Consider the following 20,183-nt stretch of genomic DNA (forward strand, 5'->3'; position numbering starts at 1 on the left):
TATCCCCGACAACTTGTCGACGACCATGACCATCGCCGAGCAATACGACTGGCACCAGCAGTACCTGCGCCGGCACCGCGTATCGCGACGGAATTTCCTGCGCGGATCGGCGGCCGCCGCGGCGGTGGCGGCCCTGGGCCTGGCGCCGTTCGGGCGCCGCGCCTACGCACAGGACGCGCCGCTGAGCGTGGCCAACCGCCGGGTCGGTTTTGGTGGTGACGCGGACAGCCAGCTGCGGCTGGCGGCGCAGTTGTCGCGAAATCCCGGTGGCACCAAGGTGTTCGTCGACCACGGGCCCACCGATCAGTTGGGCGCGACCATCGAGGCCGAGGTGCGCAACCTCGTCACGCAGATCCCGACCAGCGATCGCGGTGTCCTTGCGGCCGAGCAGTTCTACGCCCATGTCCCCGTCGACGGATTGCCCGGTGGCAGCGCGCATTTCTACCGGTGGCGCACCGAGGACGGCTTCGTCAGCGACGTGCGGTCGGCCAAGACGGCGATGCCCAGCGTGCGAAAGACATTGGCGCCGTTCCGGTTCACCATGATGGGTGACCAGGGCACCGATGACATACCGCGCCAGCCTGCCGGGCTCAAACGCGGCGACTACGACGACAGCTATTACAAGCCGGACAACGAGCCCGACGTCCCGCACACCGCCAACGTGTTCAATCAGATCGTCGCGTCCAACCCCGAATTCCATCTGCTGGCCGGGGATATCGCGTATGCCGACCCGTCCGGTGGCGGCAAGCCGTTGTCGTTCGTCCCGTCCGGGGGCAAGGCCGCGCACGGCTTCGACAAGTACAACCCGTTCGTCTGGGACGTCTATCTGGGGTCCATCGAGGCCAGTGCGGCGAGTACGCCGTGGATGTTCGCGACCGGTAACCACGACATGGAGGCCTCGTATCCGAGTCACGGTTACGGCGGTCACCTGGCGCGCATGGACTTTCCGGACAACGGGCCGGCGGCGTGCCCGTCGGTCTATTCGTTCACCTACGGCAACGTCGCGGTGCTGTCACTGGACGCCAACGACGTGAGCTTCGAAATCCGTTCCAACACCGGCTATTCCGATGGCACCCAGAACTCCTGGGTCGAGCGCACCCTGGCCGCCTACCGCGCCGACCCCAATATCGACTTCATCGTGTGCTTCTTCCACCACTGCGCGTACTCGACCACCGACTCGCACGCCAGCGACGGCGGTGTGCGGGCGGCCTGGTGCGAGTTGTTCGACCGGTATCAGGTCGATCTCGTGCTGCAGGGACACAACCACGTCTACGAGCGCACGGACCCGATCCGCGGCGACCGCCCCACCAAGGTCGCCGGGGACAATTCGACCGTCGACGCGGAAACCGACGGCACCGTCTACTACACCGTGGGCTGCGCCGGCCGGCCCCGATACGGTTTCCAGCCCGGTGAGCCCGAGAGCTACCGCGGCCACGAAGCTCCCGACACCTTCGTCCCGAACAGCTATGTCTGGACTGCTGAAGGGAAGAAGAAGGCGGAGGCGGTCGGCTGGTCGCGCGTGCGTTTCCGCAACTACGCCTTCATCCGCGTCGATGTCAGGCCGGGGCAGCTGCTGAGCGAAATGGACGTCACCGCGGTCGACGAACACGGCCGGGAATTCGACAAGGTCACCTATCGCCGCAGGGTGCGCGCGTAACCATTCGCTGGGCAGCGGACGCCGCCGCCTCTTATGGTTAGCCGGTGGAAGGGACACCGTTCGGCCGGTACCGGCTGATTGAGCTGCTCGGTCGTGGCGGCATGGGTGAGGTCTGGAAGGCCTACGACACCACCATGAAGCGCGTCGTCGCGATGAAGGTGCTGCCGCCGACCTTCGCCGACGACGAGCAGTACCAGGTGCGCTTCCGCCGGGAGGCCCACGCCGCGGCCGGGCTCGATGAGCCGCATATCGTGCCGATCCACGACTTCGGTGAGATCGACGACCGGCTGTTCGTGACGATGCGGCTGATCGACGGCAAGACCGTCCAGCAGCTGTTGGCCGACGGCCCACTGGCACCCGACCGCGCGGTCTCGATCGTCGAGCAGATTGCTGCCGCGCTCGGCGCCGCGCATGGCGTGGGGCTGGTGCACCGCGACGTGAAACCCGCCAACATCCTGGTCACGCCAGACGATTTCGCGTACCTCATCGACTTCGGCATCGCCCGCGCTGCAGGCGAAACCAAACTGACCCACACCGGTGCCACCATCGGCACCGTCGCCTACATGGCACCCGAGCGCTTCACCAGCGACCGGTGCGACGCCCGGTCCGACATCTATGCGCTGACGTGCGTCCTGCACGAATGCCTGACTGGAGCACCGCCATTTCCGGGCGACAGCATGGAGCGGCAGATCACCAGCCACCTCTATTCGGATCCGCCACGGCCGTCGACCATGCGGCCGGGGATTTCGGCATACATGGATCAGGTCATCGCCACCGGCATGGCGAAGGACCCCGAATTGCGCTACGCCACAACGAAAGACCTTGCCAACGCCGCGCGTTCCGCGCTGACCGGACCGGCGCAGCCCGCTCAGTTCGGTCAGCCCGCTCAGCAGACACCGCCGCCCGCGTGGGCCGCGCCGTCGGTCCCGTACCCCACGACCGGCCCCGAGTCCTACCCCGCGCACGCGCACACGCAGTACGCGACGCCGGCACACGGTCTGGGCGCCGGATCTGCGCAGTGGTCGCCGCCCCAGATGACGAATAACCAACCGGCCCAATCATGGTGGCGCAACTCGGCCGTGGTGATCGTCGCGGCGTTGGTCACGGTGGTCATCCTCGGGGGCGCCGGCGTCGCCTATGTGATGTGGTCCGACAGCGGCTCGGGCGACCAGCCCCAGGCGACCAATGACCCCAGCGCACAACTGTTTCCGTCGCGGCCCACCGGCACCGGCGGGACGGGCGCGTACCCGACCGGTGGCATGTCCACGCCCGCTACGACTGCCGCGTCGACGCCGGCGGGACCCAGCCAGCTGCAGACTGCTGACGGTCTGACCGACCTGATCGGGACCATCAAGGCGAAGTTCGGCGACACCATGGGATTCAAGCTGGTGGTCTACCCCGACTACGCGATCATGGACCGCGTCTCTCCCACGAACAAGCACGTCGACCAGAGCTTCATGTACCGCGGCGGCAGCTGGAACAAGTGGGGCTCGGACACCTCCACCAGTTCCTTCGACGTGCTCGCGGACCTCGGCGCCATCAACACGCAGGCGGTGGCGGCCACCATGGCCGGCGCGCCGCAGCAAATGGGTGCCGAGCCGGGGTCGCCGATGTACCTCATCATCGAAGGCGAAGAGGGCGGCGGCCTGGGTCTGGCGATTCACTCCACCGCGCCGGGGACCGGATACATACAGGCCAACGCCGACGGGACCATCAAGCAGATCTATCCGCCGTAACAGGGCGCGTCTCGCTGTGTAGTAACGGAGCAATTGCTCTGTTACAGTGTGCCGGTGCCCCGGCCCCGTGTCCATGACCTCGATTCGGTGCTCGACGCCGCCGAATCGCTGGCGGTCGAGGCGGGGCCGGCCGGTGTCACCACCCGTTCGGTGGCCGCCGCGGCCGGTGTCTCCAACGGCGCGATCTATCACAACTTCGGCTCGCGAACCGAGCTCGTCGCCCGCACGTGGCTGCGGGCCGCGCGCCGATTCCTCGACGTGCAAACGGAATTGGTCGACGCCGCGCTGGCTGACACCGCAGCCGACCCCGTGGACGCCGTCGTCGCCGCCGCGCAGGCGCCCGCGGTGTTCTACGAACGCCGGCGGCAGTCGGCAGAACTGGTATGGCGGGTGCAGCGCGACCAGTTGCTGGGCCCCGACCTGCCGGCGTCCCTGGCGGCCGAACTCAAAGACCTCGACCGTCAGCTGATCGACCTGATGGTGCGGCTGTCGTCGCATCTATGGGACCGGCGCGACGGCGCGGCGGTCGATGCCATCACGGTCTGCATCGTCGACCTGCCGACCGCAATCATCCTGTCCCGCAACAGGATCAGCAACAGCTGGGCGCGTGATCGGCTCACCGCAGCCGTGCGTGCCGTCCTTGCCGCCGAACCCACCCCAACCAACAGGAAGCAACCATGACCATCACCGTCACCTACCAGGACAAGATCGCCATCCTGAACCTCGGCGACGACGAGAACCGTTTTTCGCTCGGTTTCCTCGACGACATCAACAGCGCCATCGACGATCTCGTCGCGGGTGGCGCTCAGGCTCTGGTCACGACAGGCGCCGGGAAGTTCTACTCCAACGGGCTGGATCTCGACTGGCTGATGGCGCACGGCGACCAGATGCAGTCGTACGTCGGGCGGGTCCACGCGCTGTTCGCCCGCGTGCTGACCCTGCCGATCCCGACGGCCGCCGCGGTCAACGGGCACGCCTTCGGCGCCGGCGCCATGCTGGCGATGGCGCACGACTACCGGACCATGCGCTCCGACCGCGGTTTCTTCTGTTTCCCCGAGGTCGACATCCGGATTCCCTTCACCCCGGGCATGGCCGCACTGATCCAGGCCAAGCTGACGCCGCAGGCGGCCATCGCGTCGATGACGACCGGCCGGCGCTTCGGCGGTGACGACGCCGCCAAGTACGGACTGGTGGAGGTCTCCGCGGCCGAGGACGCGGTCGTCCCCGCCGCGGTGGAGCTCGTGATTCCGGTGGCGGGCAAGGATTCCCAGACCATGGCCGCCATCAAGGCGACGATGTTCGGCCCGGCGATCGCGGCGCTGCAGGCCGGGTAACCGCCCCCAGGTGCGGCCTGATAGGCATAAGAGCGTGGGACAGAACGAGCGCAAGAAGATCGTCATGACCGACGACGAAATCGTCGAGTTCATCGATCGCAGCCGGACCGCGACCATGGCCACCGTCCTGGCCGACGGCCGGCCGCACCTGGTGGCCATGTGGTACGCCGTGCTCGACGGCGAAATCTGGTTCGAGACCAAGGCCAAGTCGCAGAAGGCGGTCAACCTGCGTCGGGATCCGACCATCACCGTGATGATCGAGGATGGTGACACCTACGGCACCCTGCGAGGTGTGTCGATCGACGGGACCGCCGAGATCGTCGAGGATCCCGACACCTGTCTGCGCGTCGGCATCAGTGTGTGGGAGCGGTACACCGGCCCCTACACCGACGAGATGCGCCCGTTCGTCGATCAGATGATGAACAACCGCGTCGCGGTCCGGGTCGTGCCGAGCCGCATGCGCAGCTGGGACCACCGCAAACTCGGCATGCCCGACATGCCGATCAGCGGCTCGACCGCGCAGTACCTGAACCAGCAGTGATCTCGGCGCGCCCCGTATCACTCTCCGATACGGAGCGCGCCCAAACCACTCAGGCCCGGTCGACCAGCGGCGCGTACTCGGGATGCTTGGCGATGTACCCGCTGACCATCGAGCATTGCGGCACGATGCGTAACCCTGCGGCACGGGTGGCGTCCAACGCCTCGGCGACGAGGATCGTCGCCAGCCCGCGGCCGCCGTACTCGGGCTGAACTTCGGTGTGCGGGAAGATTCGTCGGCCACCCCGGTCGATGTAATCGATCAGCCCGACCGTCTTGCCTTCGACGGCGATGGTGAATCGTCCGGCTTCGGCGGTGACTGTGGTCGGCGCTCCGGTCTTGTCGGTCGTGCTCGCAGTGGCCATAGAACCCACGGTAACCCTCTTGCGTAGAACCGCCGCCCGCGCTGCCGCCCCCTCAAACGGCAGCGTGGGCAAGCGGGTACTACGCGACTTCGAGGAAGATGCGGCGCTGGCGGCGGACCGGGTAGCCGTTGGCTTCGGCCAGGGACCGCAGCTGCTTCATCGCGAACGTCCGGCCGCGACCCTCCTCGGCCGGGATGACGATGCCGGCCCAGAGGCCTTCGGCGCGGGGCAGTTCGACGGCGTCACGCGCGCAGGCCCAGCGGCGCGGGCACTGGCGGCAGAGGGCCTTGGCCTCGTCGCTGGCGATCGTCGTCCACTGCTCCGGGCTCCGGGTGCACTCACCGAGCGGCAGGCCGTCCATGGCAATTGCGGTCATCGGAGTACTCCTTTGTTGTTGCGCTGCGACTGTTCCGTCGCGGTTGGGAAGAATCTATAGCACCAGACTGCAGTAATGCAACAGTTAAACCGTAGCGTTAGATATATCCGCAGGTCAGCGCGCTGCGAGGGCTCAAAAATCATCCGAATGGTCCGGAATAACATTGGTGAAAGTCGTGCTTTGGGGAGGGTGTACGGTCTAACTGAAGCGCTTGGCGCGAGACCGATACGGTTCAGTGACCGTTAACGCAATAGTTATGCGGGGCCGAACGGGTTAAGCTGTATCGGACTGCCGACGGTGCTCCGGATTTCGTGTTGAGCGCGGGCCGCAAGGGATGGGAGGTGACATCGGGTGCCGAACATCGATCCCGATGACGTCACCGAATACATCGCCCTGCCCGCAGTCGACCCCGGAATGGAGCGCGCCGGTGCGGCCGCCGCCGCCCGGCGGCGCGAGTTGGACATCAGCCAGCGCAGCCTTGCGGCCGACGGCATCATCAACGCCGGAGCGCTGATCTCATTCGAAAAGGGCCGCAGCTGGCCGCGGGAACGAACGCGCCTGCGTCTCGAAGAGGTGTTGCAGTGGCCGCCGGGAACCATCGCCCGGATCCGCAGCGGCGAGCCGGTCCCGACGACGCAGGTGCCGTTGGCGCCTCAGGCACAAGCTGCCCCAGCCCCGCCGTTGACCAACGCGGGCGAGGTTCCGCTGATCGCGCAGGCCGTCGTCGCCGCGGTGAACACGTTGGGAGCCACGGCCGACGCCCTGCCGGCGATCGAGGATTCTGAATTCACGCCGTGGGTCACGCAGATTCTGTCCGACCTGCGGCAACTCGAGGCCGTCGCCGCCAGCGCCGCCCGGCTCGGCCCGGTGTCGCCGCCGCTGATCAAGGCGTTGGGACTGGTGCGCGCCCGCATCGACGAACTGACGTTGCTCGGCGCGAAAGCGCCCACCGCGACGCTCGGGCAGCGGCTGTATGCAGCGCGCCGCAGTGCCAACCTGACCATTCAGGAGACGGCCCTGGCCGCCGGGGTTCCCGAGTCCGTCGTGGTCGGTGCCGAGGCCGAAGCGGCGGTGTCGGACCACGACAAAGAGCTGGTCGAAAAGCTGCTCGTGCAGCTGGTGTAGCCGCCGCGAGCGTCAGGAACGGTCGCGGTGCCGATCGTCACCGGTCGGGAAGTTCGCCGCCAGCGCGGCTGCGATCTCGATGAATTTGCGCCGCGTCGCCGGCGCCATTTCCCGGGTGCCGGCGATGACGCCGCCCGGCCGCAGGTGCGCATCGAACGGTACCTCGACGACGGCCTGCCCCTGCCCGGCGAACTGCTGGGCCAGGACCGAGCGGGTGCGTTTGTCGGCGTGGCCGTCGGAATCGTTGAGTACCACCACAGTTCGCTGCAGGAGACCATTGAGGCCGTGTGCCGCCAGCCAGTCGAGCGTCTGCCCGGCCGCGCCGGCACCGTCGACCCAGGGCGACGACACCACGATGAGCGCATCCAGATCCCGCAGCACCTCCTGCGTGACAGGGCTGTCCATCGTGGAGCTGCAGTCGATGATCGAGATGGTGAAATGGCGGTCCAGCCGCGAGGCGGCCTCGCGGTAGACGGCGGGATCCAGCACCCGGCGGCGGGCCGGGCTCGCCTCACCGGCCAGCACGAACAGCCCGGCGGCATTGCTGCCGACCCGGTTGCGGATGTCGGCGAAACTCTCCAGGTGCTGGTCGGACGCCAACTCCCAGTACGAGCTCAGGGCCTTGGGGTCGACGCGACTGCCGAGCTTGCCGAACGCGGTGTCGGCATCGACGGCCACTACCCGATCGTCCTGCCGGAGCTCGGCGAACAGCGACCCGATCGAGGCCGACACCGTCGTCTTGCCGACGCCGCCCTTGCCCATCACGCCGACCTTGTAGTGACCCGACAGCGCCGACCGGATCCGGTTGATCTGCTGTGCTTCCTGGATCTCGTCGGGTGACGGACCGAGGTTTACCAGCCCGAACGTCGCCTTGAACAGCGTCTTGCGCCAGCCGCGACCGGGCTCGGGCTTGCGGGTCCGGAGCAGGTCGTCGCGGCGGATGGCGTCGGCGTACGACCCGGGTGGCGTGAACTGACCCTGAGGACCGTGCGGCCAGGGTTGGTGCGGGTGCGGTCCCGGCTGCATCGGACCCGGCGGTACGGGACCGGGCTGCGGTGGGTAGCCGGTCCTGCGCTGCAGCGGTTCGGTGTGCTGCATGCCGGTGTTGCCGGCCGGATTTACCCGTGGCCAGGCCGGCGGCGTGTTCACGGGATGGCCGGCGAAAGCGCTTTCCGGGGGGTTGTGCTGCGGTTCGAAGTGGTCAGTCACCGAATACGCGCTTTCTCTCCTCGGTTCGCTCGACGCAGGTGCCAAGACGCAGATGCCATCCCAGTATCGACCACGCCGGCGCCGCCGGCGGGATGGCTGGGCCCAATTTCGTCGGCGCCCGTTCGGCCGACGGTCTGGGCCCCTTGGCTGCGGTGCTGCTGATTGGGTTGTCCACCAACGTTTTTCGCTGCGTGTCGACCGCGTCGACTGAGTGCGCGCCGTCGGTGAATTGGTGCGGATCCGGCGGCGGACCCGCTGGTAGGCTCGATGCGGGTTGTGGGGAAGCGCTGTGGGGGTGGTGTGGGGCCGCCCGCGCAGGTCAGATGCCGTGACTCGCGTAGGAGTTTGGCCATCGGCCTGCCGTCCGTCAGGTGGCGTACCAAGATGGTCACGGAGGACAGCGATGCCCGGCGCCTGGCGCCGGGAACAGGGGGTGGAGCGAGATGCAGCGGGTGGACACATGCGCCGGGCGTGATGCCGGGACGTCTGGGTCGGCTATGGCGCCGGGACGGTTGTCGTGACCGGCCCGTACACCGCGGCCAGCACCGCCTCGGGCGGCATCGACGACGTCATCGCGGTCGAGGTCACCATCGACGGCATGCTGGTCATCGCCGACAAGCTCGAGCTCATGGATTTCCCGATAAGCCTCGGCATCCGGCCGAACATTCCCCAGCTGGACCTTCGGGACCGGGTCTGGGAACAGGTGCGGCGGGATCTGACGGCGCAGGGCGTCCTCGACATCTACGGGAACCCGCATCCGGAAGTCGCCGCGATGGTCGACACCCTCAGCCGCGCCGACCGCACCATCGAGGGCCGCTGGTGGCGCCGCGACGTCGGCGGGAAGATGCTGCGGTTCGTGGTCTGTCGCAAGGGCGAACGCCATGTCGTCGCGGCCCGCGACGGCGAGATGATCGTCATCCAGCGGGTCGCCCCGCAGGTGGGCCTGGCCGGCATGGTGAATGCCGTGCTCGGCTCCGCCAACCCCGCCAACGTCGAGCCTCTGACCGCGTCGACCAGCCGGCTCAGTGACGCCCGCACCCCCGACCAGCTCACCCAGTTCGGCATCAGCCTGAGCTCGGCGCGGACCTATTCCGAACTCATCGCCAATCCCGACTCATGGGTCGAGCTCACCGCCAACGAGCGGCACGAGGGCGGTACGCACAGTGAGGCCGACGTGGCCGCCGGCGTTCTCGACTCCCGGCTGGGCCGCATCGTGTCCCTGCCGCGCAAGGTCAGCGGGGAGCTGTACGGCAGCTTCCTGGCGGGCACCGACGAGAACCTCGAACGCGCCCTGCAAGGGCTGTTGGAGTTCCTGCCGTCGCGGTCCTGGTTCGACACGGCCTCGGCGGGCGCCGCCGGCGACGATTACCAGGACTGACGTTGGCGGCCCACCATGATGACGGGTTCGATGACGAGCCGTCGGGCGACGATCCGGACGACGGCTCGGACGATGATCTCGGCGGCGCACTCGACTACCTCTACGCCGACGACGACGTCGTCCCTCCCGACGCCGGGGTCATCGAGGACGATGCGCCGTCCGCCGATGACGCGCCTGTCCCGTTCGGGTACACGGTCACCAACCCGCCGCAGACGGTGACCGTCACGGCCCTCATGGACGGCCGGATCCACCGCATCCGACTCGCTCCGGGCGTCACCAACATGACGGAAGTCGAACTGGCGGACGAGATCCTCGTCATCGCCGGACTCGCTCGCCAGGACGGCAGGTCGGCGCAATACGACGTCATGTACTCGGGACTGCGGGAACTGGGTCACGACCGCGCAGAGGCGAAGGATTTCCTGTCGCGCAGTCTCGACCTGCCGTCGCCGGAAGAGGCCGCCGCGACGCGTGCCCAGATCTTTGCCACCAGATATTCAGGGGAAGTAGACGCCAATGAGTGACCAACTCGCCGCCATGTTCAACAACGCCGTCGGCATGCTGGACACCGCACCGGCGCGTTCGATGCAGCTGTTCAGTGAGATCACGTCTGTCGACGAGACTGCGTGTGACGCCTGGATCGGGCGCATTCGCTGCGGCGACACCGATCGGACCACGTTGTTCCGCGCTTGGTACTCACGCGGCAACCTCGGCATGCTCGCCGGCCAGGCCGAGGTGTCGCTGGCGCAGGTCAACGCCCGGGTGCGTATCGGCGGCGAGCTCGGCGACATCACCTATCCCGTGAACTCGCCCCTCGCGCTGACGCTGGCGTTCGCCGTCAACGAGGCGGCCGAGGGCAATTACGCCGACGCGCTGGAAGCCGTGGAGGGCGCGGCGGTCGGCGGTTCGGAGCATTTGGTGGCGTGGGTAAAGGCCGTCATCTACACCGGCGGTCAGCGCTGGACCGATGTCATGGAGGTGCTCCGGGGTTCGGAGAGCTGGCCGGACGCCTTCCTGGCCGGTGCCGCCGGCGTGGCCCGTGGCGTCGCGGCAGCCAACCTCGGCCTGTTCACCGAGGCCAAGGACAAGCTGACCGAAGCCAATGAATCGCCGGCCGGAACGGCGTGCGGCCGGCCCATCGCGTGGTACCTGGCAATGACGTTCCGCGAGCAGGGCAACGAAGAGGGTGCCCGTCGCCTGCTGGAATGGCTGCAGGCCAACTTCCCCGAGCCGAAAGTCGCTGAGGCGCTTCGCGATCCGAACTACCGGCTGCAGACCACCACGACAGAGAAGATCGCCGCTCGGTCGGACAAGTGGGATCCGAACAGCGTCGTGGCCGACACCTCGGCGCGCGACAAGATGCTCAGTGACGCGCAGGCCGAACTCGACCGGCAGATCGGCCTGGCCAAGGTCAAGGAGCAGATCGAGACCTACCGCGCCGCAACGCAAATGGCGAAGATCCGGGCCGCGCGTGGCATGAAGGTCGCGCAGCAGTCCAAGCACATGATCTTCACCGGACCGCCGGGAACCGGCAAGACGACCATCGCGCGCGTGGTCGCCAACATCCTCGCCGGTCTCGGGGTCATCGCCGAGCCCAAGCTCATCGAGACGTCCCGCAAGGACTTCGTCGGCGAGTACCTCGGCCATACCGCCGTGAAGACGTCCAAGGTCATCGACCGGGCCCTTGGCGGCGTGCTGTTCATCGACGAGGCCTACACGCTGATCCAGGACGGACTGCAGGGCGGTGACGCCTTCGGCTCGGAAGCCATCGACACCCTGCTGGCCCGTATGGAGAACGACCGCGACCGGCTGGTCGTCATCATCGCGGGCTACAGCTCGGACATCGACCGGCTGCTGGAAGCCAACGACGGTCTCCGCTCCCGCTTCGCCACCCGTATCGAGTTCGAGTCCTACTCCCCCGAGGAGATCGTCGAAATCGCGAAAGTCATTGCCAAGAGCAATGATTCGCTGATCAACGACGAAGCGGCCAAGCAGGTGCTGGAAGCGGCGACCACGCTGTACCAGCACGAGCTGAACGGCAAGCCGGCCATCGACATCGCGGGTAACGGCCGCTATGCGCGCCAGCTGGTCGAGGCCGGTGAGCAGGCCCGCGACATGCGCCTCGCCCGCTCGATGGACATCGAGAGCCTGAGCGTCGAAGCGCTCGGCGAGATCACCGGCGACGACATGGCTTCCGCGATCAGCGGGGTGCATCGGCGCCTGAGTATCGGCGAATAACCGATGGCTGATTTCCGGCTCACCACCAAGGTTCAGGTCAGCGGCTGGCGCTTCCTGCTCCGCCGCGTCGAGCACGCCATCGTGCGGCGCGACACCCGGATGTTCGACGACCCGCTGCAGTTCTACAGCCGGTCGGTGTCCGCAGGCATCGTCGTCGCGGTCATTGTCTGTCTCGGTGCGGCGATGCTGGCGTACTTCAAACCGCAAGGTAAGCGCGGCGGGGACTCGCTGCTCGTCGACCGCAGCACGAACCAGCTGTATGTGGTGATGCCCGGGGGCTCGGGGCAGATCCGTCCGGTCTACAACCTGACGTCGGCGCGGCTGGTTCTCGGCCACACCGGTGAGCCGCAGGTCGTCAAGCCTGCGGAACTGTCCAAGATGCCGAAGGGCCAACCCATCGGCATCCCCGGTGCGCCCTACGCGACGCCGGTGAACGGCACGTCGGGCACCTGGTCGGTGTGCGACACCGTCACCAAGCCCGAGAGCGTCACCCCGACCGTCGAGACCTCGGTGCTCGTCGAACCCGTCGTTCTGGGCGGCGGCGTCGGCCCCATCCGGCCAGATCAGGGCGTGCTGGTCAAGTACCAGGACAAGACCTGGCTCATCACCAAGGACGGACGGCATTCGATCGACCTGGCCGACCGCGCGCTGACCTCTGCCGTGGGAATTCCGGTCGGTTCGAAGTCGGCGCCCATCTCGTCCGGCCTGTTCAACGCGCTGCCGAACGTCGGCCCCTGGGCCCTGGCCCCGATCCCGGCCGCGGGCGCGCCCAACACCGTCGGCCTGCCGCCGAACCTGGTGAACGGCACGGTGTTCCAGACCGTCACCGACAACAGCAAGCAGCAGTACGTGGTGCTGCCGGACGGCGTCGCGAAGGTCAACGACACCACGGCGGCCGCGCTGCGCGCCACGAACTCGTACGGGCTGATCTCGCCGCCGTCGGTGGAATCCAGCGTCGTCGCCAAAATCCCCGAGCAGACCTATACGTCACCGCTGCCGGCGAAGCCCATGACCATGCTGCTGCCGCAGGACGATCCGACGGTGTGCTGGGCGTGGCAGCGCGAAGCCGGTGACCAGGGTGCCAAGACCACGGTGATCGTCGGTCGGCACCTGCCGATCTCGCCGAGCTCGATGGGCAACGGCATCAAGCAGATCAGCGGTGACGCCACCGTCTACATCGACGGCGGTCAGTTCATCCGGCTGCAGTCGCCAGACCCGCGGTACGGCGAGGCCCAGTACTACGTCGACGCCCAGGGCGTCCGATACGGGATAGCCAACGACGACACTGGGAAGGCCCTCGGCCTCAGCGGCGCCACCACGGCACCGTGGCAGGTGGTCGGTCTGCTGATGGAAGGCCCGGTCCTGTCGAAGGAGGCGGCGTTGCTCGAACACGACACGCTGCCGGCTGATCCGAAACCGCGGAAGGTGGGCGGCAGCAACGAGGCCGCGGCGCCGCCGCATCCGGGAGGTGCGTCATGACGACCAAGAAGTTCACCCCGTCGATGAAGCGCGGTCCGCGCCTGACCCCGGGTGAGATCAACGTGACGCCGCCCGACGACCTGGGCATTGAGATCCCCGCGTCGGGCATGCAGAAGGCGATGCCGTACGTCATGGGCGGCGGCATGCTCGGAATGATCGCGATCATGATCTTCACCGGCGTCCGTCAGCTGTCGCCGTACATGCTGATGATGCCGCTGATGATGATCATGGGCACTGTCGGCTACATGGCCAGCGGCGGTGGCGGCGGCAAGAAGGTGCCGGAGATCAACGAGGACCGCAAGGAGTATCTGCGGTACCTGGCCGGCCTGCGGACCCGCGTCACGTCGTCGGCCGACGCGCAGGTGACGTTCTTCAGCTACCACGCACCGCATCCCGAGGACCTGCTGTCCATCGTGGGCACGCAGCGGCAGTGGTCGCGCAGTGTCAGCGGCAACAACGCCGACTTCTTCATGGGTGCCCGCATCGGCATCGGCGCCCAGGCGGCGGTCGACCGGTTGCTCAAGCCGAACATCGGGTCGGACCTCGCGGGCCCGATGGCCGCACCGCAGGCTCATCTGGAGCCGGTCAGCCACATGTGGGTGACCAAGTTCCTGCGCACCCACGGTCTAGTGCACGACTGCCCGAAGCTGGTGATCCTCAAGAGCTACCCGACCATCGCCATCGGTGGTGATCCGGAAGGGTCGCGGGGTCTGCTCGCCGCCATGATCTGCCACCTGGCGGTCTTCCATCCGCCGGACCTGCTGCAGATCCGGGTCCTGATGGACGATCTCGACGATCCCGACTGGGCGTGGCTCAAGTGGCTGCCCCACGTGCAGAGCCAGACCGAGTTCGACGACGCCGGGCCCAGGCGCCTGGTGTTCACCAAGCCGGACGGGCTGGCGGACCTGACGGCGCGCGGTCCGCACAGTGCCGACGCGCCCCCGTCGGGCCCATATGTTCTGGTGGTCGATCTGACGGGCGGCAAGGCCGGCTTCCCGGTCGACGGTCGCGCCGGCGTCACCGTCATCACCAAGGGCAACCACCGGTCGGGCTATCGCATCAAGGTCAATCCCGACGGCTCGTGCGAGGACCGCACGGCGTCCCAGCCATGGCGTGAGGTGACCACCGTGACCGACTCGGTGACCCCGACGTCGGCCGGCCGGTTGGCGCGCAAGCTCGCGGGCTGGTCCATCACCGGCACGATCATCGACAAGGGCACCCGCGTACAGAAGAAGGTGTCGAGCGAGTGGCACCACCTGGTCGGCGCGCGCTCGGTCGAGGAGGTGACGCCGCGGCGGTGGCGGATGTACTCGGATACGGATCAGGACCGGTTGCGCATCCCGTTCGGCCACCAGCTCAAGAATGGCGAGATCATGTATCTCGACATCAAGGAGGGCGCCGAATTCGGTGCCGGTCCGCACGGCATGCTGATCGGTACGACGGGTTCCGGTAAGTCGGAATTCCTTCGTACCCTGATCCTTTCACTGGTGGCGACGCATCATCCGGATCAGATCAACCTGCTGCTGACCGACTTCAAGGGCGGTTCGACATTCCTGGGTATGGAGAAGCTGCCGCACACCGCGGCTGTCGTCACCAACATGGAAGAGGAAGCCGAACTCGTCGGCCGTATGGGTGAGGTGCTCACCGGTGAGCTGGACCGCCGGCAGAACATCCTGCGTCAGGCCGGTATGCAGGTCGGCGCGGCCGGTGCGCTGTCGGGCGTCGCCGAGTACGAGAAGTACCGCGAGCGTGGGGCCGATCTGCCGCCGCTACCAACGCTTTTCGTCGTCGTCGACGAGTTCGCGGAGTTGCTGCAGAACCACCCGGACTTCATCGCGTTGTTCGACCGTATCTGTCGCGTGGGCCGGTCGCTGCGTGTGCACCTGCTGTTGGCGACGCAGTCACTGAACACCGGTGGCGCCCGCATCGACAAACTGGAGCCGAACCTGACGTACCGAATCGCGTTGCGTACCACGAGCTCCGCCGAATCCAAGGCGGTGATCGGTACGCCCGAGGCGCAGTACATCACCAACAAGGAGAGCGGCGTCGGCTTCCTCCGTGTCGGTATGGAGGATCCGGTCAAGTTCAAGAGCATCTACACCGGCGGCACCTATGTGCCGACGGCGGCGGAGAACGACGAAGGTGACGACGCGCCACGAGTGGTGGCGCAGAACAACTTCCGGATTCGGCCGTTCACCGCTGCGCCGATGGCAGATTCGGGAGTCGGACGATGACGAACACCGAACAGCGCGCGTTGCGCGAAGTGGTGCTGAACCAGCTGACGACCGGCGAGAGCCGGGCGTACAAGATGTGGCTGCCGCCGCTGCTGGATCCGATGCCGGTCAACGAGCTGGTGGAGCGCGACCAGCGGGCCCCGCTGCGCTTCGGTCTGGGCATCATGGACGAACCGCGTCGCCACAAGCAGGAAGTGTGGGGCATCGACACGTCGGCGGCCGGTGGCAATATCGCGGTCGGCGGAGCGCCGCAGACCGGGAAGTCGACGTTCCTGCAGACACTGGTGCTGTCGGCGGCCGCGACCCACTCCCCCAGACAGGTGCAGTTCTACTGCGTCGACCTCGGTGGTGGTGGCCTCATGTACCTCGAGGATCTGCCGCACGTCGGTGGCGTCGCCACCCGTTCCGAACCGGACCGAGTACAGCGTGTCGTCGCGGAAATGAAAGCCGTTCTGCGGCAACGTGAATTGACTTTCAAAGAGCTCCGTATCGGGTCGATTGCCAGTTACCGGCAGTTGCGTGAAGATCCGAATCACCCTGCGTCGCAGGATCCGTTCGGTGACGTCTACCTGATCATCGACGGCTGGCCGGCCTTCATCGGTGAGTTCCCGGACCTGGAGCCCGTGGTCCAGGACCTTGCCGGTCAGGGCCTGGCGTTCGGAGTGCACGTCATCATCTCGACGCCGCGCTGGACGGAACTGAAATCCCGTGTCCGTGACTACCTGGGCACGAAGGTCGAATTCCGCCTCGGTGACGTCAACGAGACGCAGATCGACCGCATCACCCGCGAGATTCCGGCGAACCGCCCCGGCCGGGCGGTGTCGATGGAGAAGCACCACCTGATGATCGGCGTGCCCCGGATGGACGGGGTGCACAGCGCAGCCGACCTCGTGCCGGCCATCACCGCTGCCGTCGACCACATCGCGTCGCTGCACACCGACATGGCACCGCGCGTGCGCGTGCTGCCCGAGCGCATCTACCTGCACGAACTCGACCCGAATCCGCCCGGACCGGAGAACGACTACCGCACCCGGTGGACGGTGCCGGTGGGCGTGCGCGAATCCGACCTCTCGGTGGCGTACAACCACATGTACAACACGCCGCACCAGCTCATCTTCGGTGCGCCGAAGTCGGGCAAGACCACCATTGCGCACGCAGTGGCGGAGGCGATCTGCAAGCGCAACAGCCCCGATCAGGTGCGGTTCATGCTCGCCGACTTCCGGTCTGGCCTGCTCGACGCGGTGCCCGAGACACACCTGCTCGCGGCTGGTGCCATCAACCGCAACATCGCTGCACTGGAAGAGTCCATCAAGGCGCTGGCGGTGAACCTGAAGAAGCGGCTGCCGCCACCGGACCTGACGACGTCCCAGCTTCGCTCACGGTCGTGGTGGAGCGGTCCGGACGTGGTGCTGCTGGTCGATGACTGGCACATGATCGTCGCCGCCAGCGGTATGGGGTCGCCGATGGCGCCATTGGCGCCGCTATTGCCCGCCGCTGCCGATATCGGTCTGCACATCATCGTGACATGTCAGATGAGTCAGGCGCACCGGTCCACGATGGACAAGTTCGTCGGTACCGCTTATGGCGCCGGAACGCCGACGATGTTCCTGTCGGGCGAGAAAGCGGAGTTCCCGTCGAGCGAGTTCAAACTCCGTCGTAGGCCCCCTGGCCAGGCGCTTCTGGTGTCACCGGACGGTAAGGAGGTCATCCAGGCGGCCTATGTTGATCCTCCGGCGGAATAAGTGTAGGTGACCCCCCAAAACCCTCGGTAGTATCAGTTTCAGACGTTCAGCAACGCTAAACGCCCGCTGATCGGCCTAGGGGGAACGGGGGTTCCGTGGGGGATCTTCAATTCTTATCTGTGCCGTTCGCACAATTCCATACCGCGATCTTGAATTGGTAAGGAGAAAAGAAATGCAGCCTTTGCAACATGAAGAGGGCGCGATCGGCGTCGGCACGCAGGTTGTCGCCAACGGAGCGCGTGGCGTTGCGACCGGCACCGCCACCATGACGGAGGCCAGCACCCTGGTCCCGGCCGGTGCAGACGAAGTGTCGCTGCAGGCCGCCATGGCATTCGCCGTCGAAGGCGTCGAGGTCATGGGCATCAACGCCTTCGCCCAGGAAGAGCTGGCGCGTGCCGGCGCGGCGTACGTCGAGGCGGGCGCCATGTATGAGGCCACCGACGTGGCTACGTCAGCGACCCTGATCTAGCCACCGCGTACGACGAGCCCACAAAGAGCCTGAGGACAGCACATCATGGGGCTTCCCGCCATGCCGGCGATGTTCTACGGAGCATTCCCGCCGGAGATGAACACCGGCCGACTCATGGCCGGTGCAGGCCCTGCGCCGATGCTGCAAGCAGCTGCAGGGTGGGAAGCGTTGGCCGTTGCGCTGGAGACGCAGGCGGTGGAGCTTGCCGCCAGCTTGGCGGAGCTGAGCGCGAACTGGTCCGGCATGGGCAGTGAACGGGCCGTCACGGCAACCACGCCGATGGTGACGTGGCTACACACCACTGCTGTGCAGGCACAGAAGCGCGCGATGCAGGCATTGGCACAGGCGGAGTCATACAGCTTGGCCTTGGCCACCACTCCGCAGCTGCCGGAAATCGAGATGAACCACGTCACGCACGGTGTACTCGAGGCCACGAATTTCCTGGGTATCAATACGGTGCCCATCGGCTTCAACGAGGCGGACTACGCGCGCATGTGGGCGTTGGCGGGCTCGGTGATGGAGACGTATCAGGCCGAGACCACCATGAACACGTTGTTCGAACCCATTCTGCCGCCAAAGCCCATCGTGATACCTGGAGTCGGCGAGGCGACGGAAGCGGCGATTGTCGCGCGAACCGCGATGGGGGTATCCGAGGCAGTGGCGCGCAATTTGGTCATTTCGCAGGTGGCCAGCCAGGCGGCAATCGAAGACGCGGCGCTGATGGTCGGAAATGCTGCGGCGCAGGCGAATTTCGCGGGACAGCGGGCCCAGGGCCAGGCGTCCAAGGCCGAATCGGCCGCGCAGCGTGCCAGCGAGCAACAGGACAAAGGCCAGCAGGGCGCGCAAATGATGATGCAGGTGGTCTCGCAGGTCGGTTCGCAGGCCGCGCAGCTGCCGCAGCAGCTCGGCCAGCTCATCACGCAGCCGGTTCAGCAGTTGAGCCAGCCGATGCAACAGATGACGCAGATTTTCAGTCAGCTGGGAAGCAGCTTCGGACAGAACAACGGGCCGCAGATCGGCCTCATGGGCGCCAGCCCCTTCTCCAATCACCCGCTGGCGGGTGGTTCGGGCGCGACATCGGGTGCGGGCTTGGTTCGCGCCGCGTCACTGCCGGGCATGGGCGGTTCGGCCCCGCGGACGCCGCTGATGGCCTCGCTGGTCGGTGGCGTCGATAACGCCTCGACCGCTTCGTTGGAGGCCGGCGCGGCAGCGGGTTCTTCCGGCGCCGGAAAGGCGCCGGTGAGCAGTGCCGGCGGTGCCGGGGCCGGAATGGGTCCCGCCGGCAAAGCAGAGAAAGGCGGGGGGACGAGGGAGGCCCTCAAGGCACCCGGGGTTCTGGTACAGGACCTCGACGACGATGACGACGACTGGTGAGTCGTCGCTTAACACACAGGCTTTCCGGCCCAGGGGGGTCGGCAAGGACTCGCCATTCCCGTGGTGAGGACACAGGAAACAGAAAAGGTGATCCAGCATGACGAGCATGAATACAGATGCCGAAGTCCTCGCCTCAGAGGCAGCGAACTTCGATCGCATCGCGGGCGAGCTGACCGGCGTCAAGACCCACGTCGACGCGGTGGCAGGCCAGCTCGCGACGCACATGAAGACACCCGAGGCGGGCATGGCGGCCCAGGCTGCATTGACTCGCTTCGACGAGGCCATGACGCAGCAGCTGAAGGAACTGGCTGACATCTCTACCAACATCCAGACTGCCGGCGTGCAGTACACCGCGGCCGATGCCGACGCCGGGTCGTCGCTGTCGAGCCAGATGCAGATCTAGCCAGACCAACCACTACGTACAACGACTCAGAAGCGGAGAAGACAAATGGCACAGGACTGGAATTTCGCCGGCATCGAGGGCAGCGCTGGCGACTTGGCCGGCGCCGTGAGCACGACACAGGGCTTGCTGGACGAGGGCAAGGCCTCGTTGGCGAAGCTGGCTTCCGTGTGGGGCGGCTCGGGTTCGGAGGCCTACCAGGCCGTCCAGCAGCGGTGGGACAACACCGCGATGGAGCTCAACAACGCGCTGCAGAGCCTCGGGCATGCCGTCAGCGAGGCCGGTGGCCAGATGCAGTCGACCGAGCACGGCGTCACCGGAATGTTCGGCTAGGCGATCCACGCGACGCAACACAGGAGGTGGGCAGGTCGGCGTAGGGTCGACTCTGCCCACCTCATGTGCGTTCCCGGTGTAATCCACACACAATCGAGAGGTACTCATGTCCGCCGACTATGACGGCTCTTCGCAGTTGAGGGTGTAGAGGTGGTCGGCGCGTCGTTGCCTAGGTAGGGGTCGAGGTCTTCCGATGATGA

At 66.7% G+C, this 20,183-nt stretch carries 19 protein-coding genes; 16 read left to right on the forward strand and 3 right to left on the reverse strand.

Features of this window, described 5'->3' with window-relative positions:
• Positions 1–25: 25 nt before the first annotated feature.
• The 5 genes from ACJH6H_RS26280 to ACJH6H_RS26300 are packed head-to-tail and all read left to right on the forward strand — an operon-like array spanning position 26 to position 5,268.
• The gene (locus ACJH6H_RS26280; protein WP_244872897.1) at positions 26–1,657 is read left to right on the forward strand and encodes a metallophosphoesterase; all 1,632 of its coding nucleotides are present in this window, start codon (positions 26–28) and stop codon (positions 1,655–1,657) included.
• A gap of 44 nt (positions 1,658–1,701) precedes the next feature.
• A complete protein-coding gene (locus ACJH6H_RS26285) occupies positions 1,702–3,393 on the forward strand; it encodes a protein kinase domain-containing protein (RefSeq protein WP_406776116.1) in 1,692 nt (563 codons plus the stop codon).
• A gap of 54 nt (positions 3,394–3,447) precedes the next feature.
• Entirely contained in the window at positions 3,448–4,074 is a 627-nt protein-coding gene (locus ACJH6H_RS26290) for a TetR/AcrR family transcriptional regulator (RefSeq protein WP_226520272.1), read from the forward strand.
• Positions 4,071–4,727 carry an enoyl-CoA hydratase-related protein gene (locus tag ACJH6H_RS26295; protein ID WP_406776117.1) on the forward strand — a complete coding sequence of 219 codons (657 nt, stop codon included), beginning with the start codon at positions 4,071–4,073 and terminating at the stop codon, positions 4,725–4,727. Before ACJH6H_RS26290 ends, ACJH6H_RS26295 begins: the two co-directional genes overlap by 4 nt.
• Before the next feature lie 34 nt (positions 4,728–4,761).
• A complete protein-coding gene (locus ACJH6H_RS26300; RefSeq protein WP_212807840.1) occupies positions 4,762–5,268 on the forward strand; it encodes a pyridoxamine 5'-phosphate oxidase family protein in 507 nt (168 codons plus the stop codon).
• Between the two features lie 49 nt (positions 5,269–5,317).
• Here the strand turns inward: ACJH6H_RS26300 and ACJH6H_RS26305 are convergent, their stop codons facing one another.
• The gene (locus tag ACJH6H_RS26305; RefSeq protein ID WP_212807841.1) at positions 5,318–5,629 is read right to left on the reverse strand and encodes a GNAT family N-acetyltransferase; all 312 of its coding nucleotides are present in this window, start codon (positions 5,627–5,629) and stop codon (positions 5,318–5,320) included.
• A gap of 79 nt (positions 5,630–5,708) precedes the next feature.
• A complete protein-coding gene (locus ACJH6H_RS26310) occupies positions 5,709–6,005 on the reverse strand; it encodes a WhiB family transcriptional regulator (RefSeq protein ID WP_212807842.1) in 297 nt (98 codons plus the stop codon).
• Positions 6,006–6,356: 351 nt separating this feature from the next.
• Here ACJH6H_RS26310 and ACJH6H_RS26315 point away from each other — a divergent pair, with 351 nt between their 5' ends.
• Positions 6,357–7,130 carry a transcriptional regulator gene (locus ACJH6H_RS26315; protein ID WP_371824502.1) on the forward strand — a complete coding sequence of 258 codons (774 nt, stop codon included), beginning with the start codon at positions 6,357–6,359 and terminating at the stop codon, positions 7,128–7,130.
• Positions 7,131–7,142: 12 nt separating this feature from the next.
• Here ACJH6H_RS26315 and ACJH6H_RS26320 read toward each other — a convergent pair whose 3' ends face one another.
• Positions 7,143–8,339 (reverse strand): MinD/ParA family protein, encoded by a 1,197-nt coding sequence (locus tag ACJH6H_RS26320; protein ID WP_212807843.1) that lies wholly within the window; start codon positions 8,337–8,339, stop codon positions 7,143–7,145.
• 517 nt (positions 8,340–8,856) lie between these two features.
• Here ACJH6H_RS26320 and ACJH6H_RS26325 point away from each other — a divergent pair.
• The 10 genes from ACJH6H_RS26325 to ACJH6H_RS26370 all read left to right on the forward strand — a co-directional run bounded on the left by ACJH6H_RS26325 (position 8,857) and on the right by ACJH6H_RS26370 (position 19,983).
• Positions 8,857–9,717: an ESX secretion-associated protein EspG gene (locus ACJH6H_RS26325; RefSeq protein ID WP_212807844.1), complete on the forward strand. Its 861-nt coding sequence runs from the start codon at positions 8,857–8,859 to the stop codon at positions 9,715–9,717.
• A gap of 2 nt (positions 9,718–9,719) precedes the next feature.
• Positions 9,720–10,238, forward strand: coding sequence for a YbaB/EbfC family DNA-binding protein (locus tag ACJH6H_RS26330; RefSeq protein WP_212807845.1), 519 nt, complete (start codon positions 9,720–9,722; stop codon positions 10,236–10,238).
• Positions 10,231–11,952, forward strand: a complete 1,722-nt coding sequence (gene eccA / locus ACJH6H_RS26335) for a type VII secretion AAA-ATPase EccA (RefSeq protein ID WP_212807846.1) — start codon at positions 10,231–10,233, stop codon at positions 11,950–11,952. The genes ACJH6H_RS26330 and eccA overlap by 8 nt, the downstream gene beginning before the upstream one ends.
• Positions 11,953–11,955: 3 nt before the next feature.
• Positions 11,956–13,431 (forward strand): type VII secretion protein EccB, encoded by a 1,476-nt coding sequence (gene eccB / locus ACJH6H_RS26340; RefSeq protein ID WP_406776118.1) that lies wholly within the window; start codon positions 11,956–11,958, stop codon positions 13,429–13,431.
• Positions 13,428–15,665: a type VII secretion protein EccCa gene (eccCa, locus tag ACJH6H_RS26345; RefSeq protein WP_133425723.1), complete on the forward strand. Its 2,238-nt coding sequence runs from the start codon at positions 13,428–13,430 to the stop codon at positions 15,663–15,665. The genes eccB and eccCa overlap by 4 nt, the downstream gene beginning before the upstream one ends.
• On the forward strand, positions 15,662–17,407 hold the full coding sequence (gene eccCb / locus ACJH6H_RS26350) for a type VII secretion protein EccCb (RefSeq protein WP_212807848.1): 1,746 nt from the start codon (positions 15,662–15,664) through the stop codon (positions 17,405–17,407). Before eccCa ends, eccCb begins: the two co-directional genes overlap by 4 nt.
• A 172-nt stretch (positions 17,408–17,579) precedes the next feature.
• On the forward strand, positions 17,580–17,876 hold the full coding sequence (locus ACJH6H_RS26355; RefSeq protein ID WP_212807849.1) for a PE family protein: 297 nt from the start codon (positions 17,580–17,582) through the stop codon (positions 17,874–17,876).
• A gap of 45 nt (positions 17,877–17,921) precedes the next feature.
• Positions 17,922–19,250: a PPE family protein gene (locus tag ACJH6H_RS26360; RefSeq protein ID WP_212807850.1), complete on the forward strand. Its 1,329-nt coding sequence runs from the start codon at positions 17,922–17,924 to the stop codon at positions 19,248–19,250.
• A gap of 97 nt (positions 19,251–19,347) precedes the next feature.
• Entirely contained in the window at positions 19,348–19,653 is a 306-nt protein-coding gene (locus ACJH6H_RS26365; protein ID WP_212807851.1) for a WXG100 family type VII secretion target, read from the forward strand.
• A gap of 45 nt (positions 19,654–19,698) precedes the next feature.
• A complete protein-coding gene (locus ACJH6H_RS26370) occupies positions 19,699–19,983 on the forward strand; it encodes a WXG100 family type VII secretion target (RefSeq protein WP_212807852.1) in 285 nt (94 codons plus the stop codon).
• The last annotated feature ends 200 nt before the right edge of the window (positions 19,984–20,183 follow it).

Source organism: Mycobacterium sp. SMC-21 (assembly GCF_045310825.1).
Taxonomy (GTDB): domain Bacteria; phylum Actinomycetota; class Actinomycetes; order Mycobacteriales; family Mycobacteriaceae; genus Mycobacterium.

What these genes read in the sequence shown, in the direction of transcription:
- eccA (WP_212807846.1), top strand. Translation starts at nt 10,231, where the DNA reads ATGAGTGACCAACTCGCCGCCATGTTCAACAACGCCGTCGGCATGCTG.
- eccCa (WP_133425723.1), top strand. Translation starts at nt 13,428, where the DNA reads ATGACGACCAAGAAGTTCACCCCGTCGATGAAGCGCGGTCCGCGCCTG.
- ACJH6H_RS26295 (WP_406776117.1), top strand. Translation starts at nt 4,071, where the DNA reads ATGACCATCACCGTCACCTACCAGGACAAGATCGCCATCCTGAACCTC.
- ACJH6H_RS26305 (WP_212807841.1), bottom strand. Translation starts at nt 5,629, where the DNA reads ATGGCCACTGCGAGCACGACCGACAAGACCGGAGCGCCGACCACAGTC.
- eccB (WP_406776118.1), top strand. Translation starts at nt 11,956, where the DNA reads ATGGCTGATTTCCGGCTCACCACCAAGGTTCAGGTCAGCGGCTGGCGC.
- ACJH6H_RS26310 (WP_212807842.1), bottom strand. Translation starts at nt 6,005, where the DNA reads ATGACCGCAATTGCCATGGACGGCCTGCCGCTCGGTGAGTGCACCCGG.
- ACJH6H_RS26360 (WP_212807850.1), top strand. Translation starts at nt 17,922, where the DNA reads ATGGGGCTTCCCGCCATGCCGGCGATGTTCTACGGAGCATTCCCGCCG.
- ACJH6H_RS26370 (WP_212807852.1), top strand. Translation starts at nt 19,699, where the DNA reads ATGGCACAGGACTGGAATTTCGCCGGCATCGAGGGCAGCGCTGGCGAC.
- ACJH6H_RS26280 (WP_244872897.1), top strand. Translation starts at nt 26, where the DNA reads ATGACCATCGCCGAGCAATACGACTGGCACCAGCAGTACCTGCGCCGG.
- ACJH6H_RS26355 (WP_212807849.1), top strand. Translation starts at nt 17,580, where the DNA reads ATGCAGCCTTTGCAACATGAAGAGGGCGCGATCGGCGTCGGCACGCAG.
- ACJH6H_RS26365 (WP_212807851.1), top strand. Translation starts at nt 19,348, where the DNA reads ATGACGAGCATGAATACAGATGCCGAAGTCCTCGCCTCAGAGGCAGCG.
- eccCb (WP_212807848.1), top strand. Translation starts at nt 15,662, where the DNA reads ATGACGAACACCGAACAGCGCGCGTTGCGCGAAGTGGTGCTGAACCAG.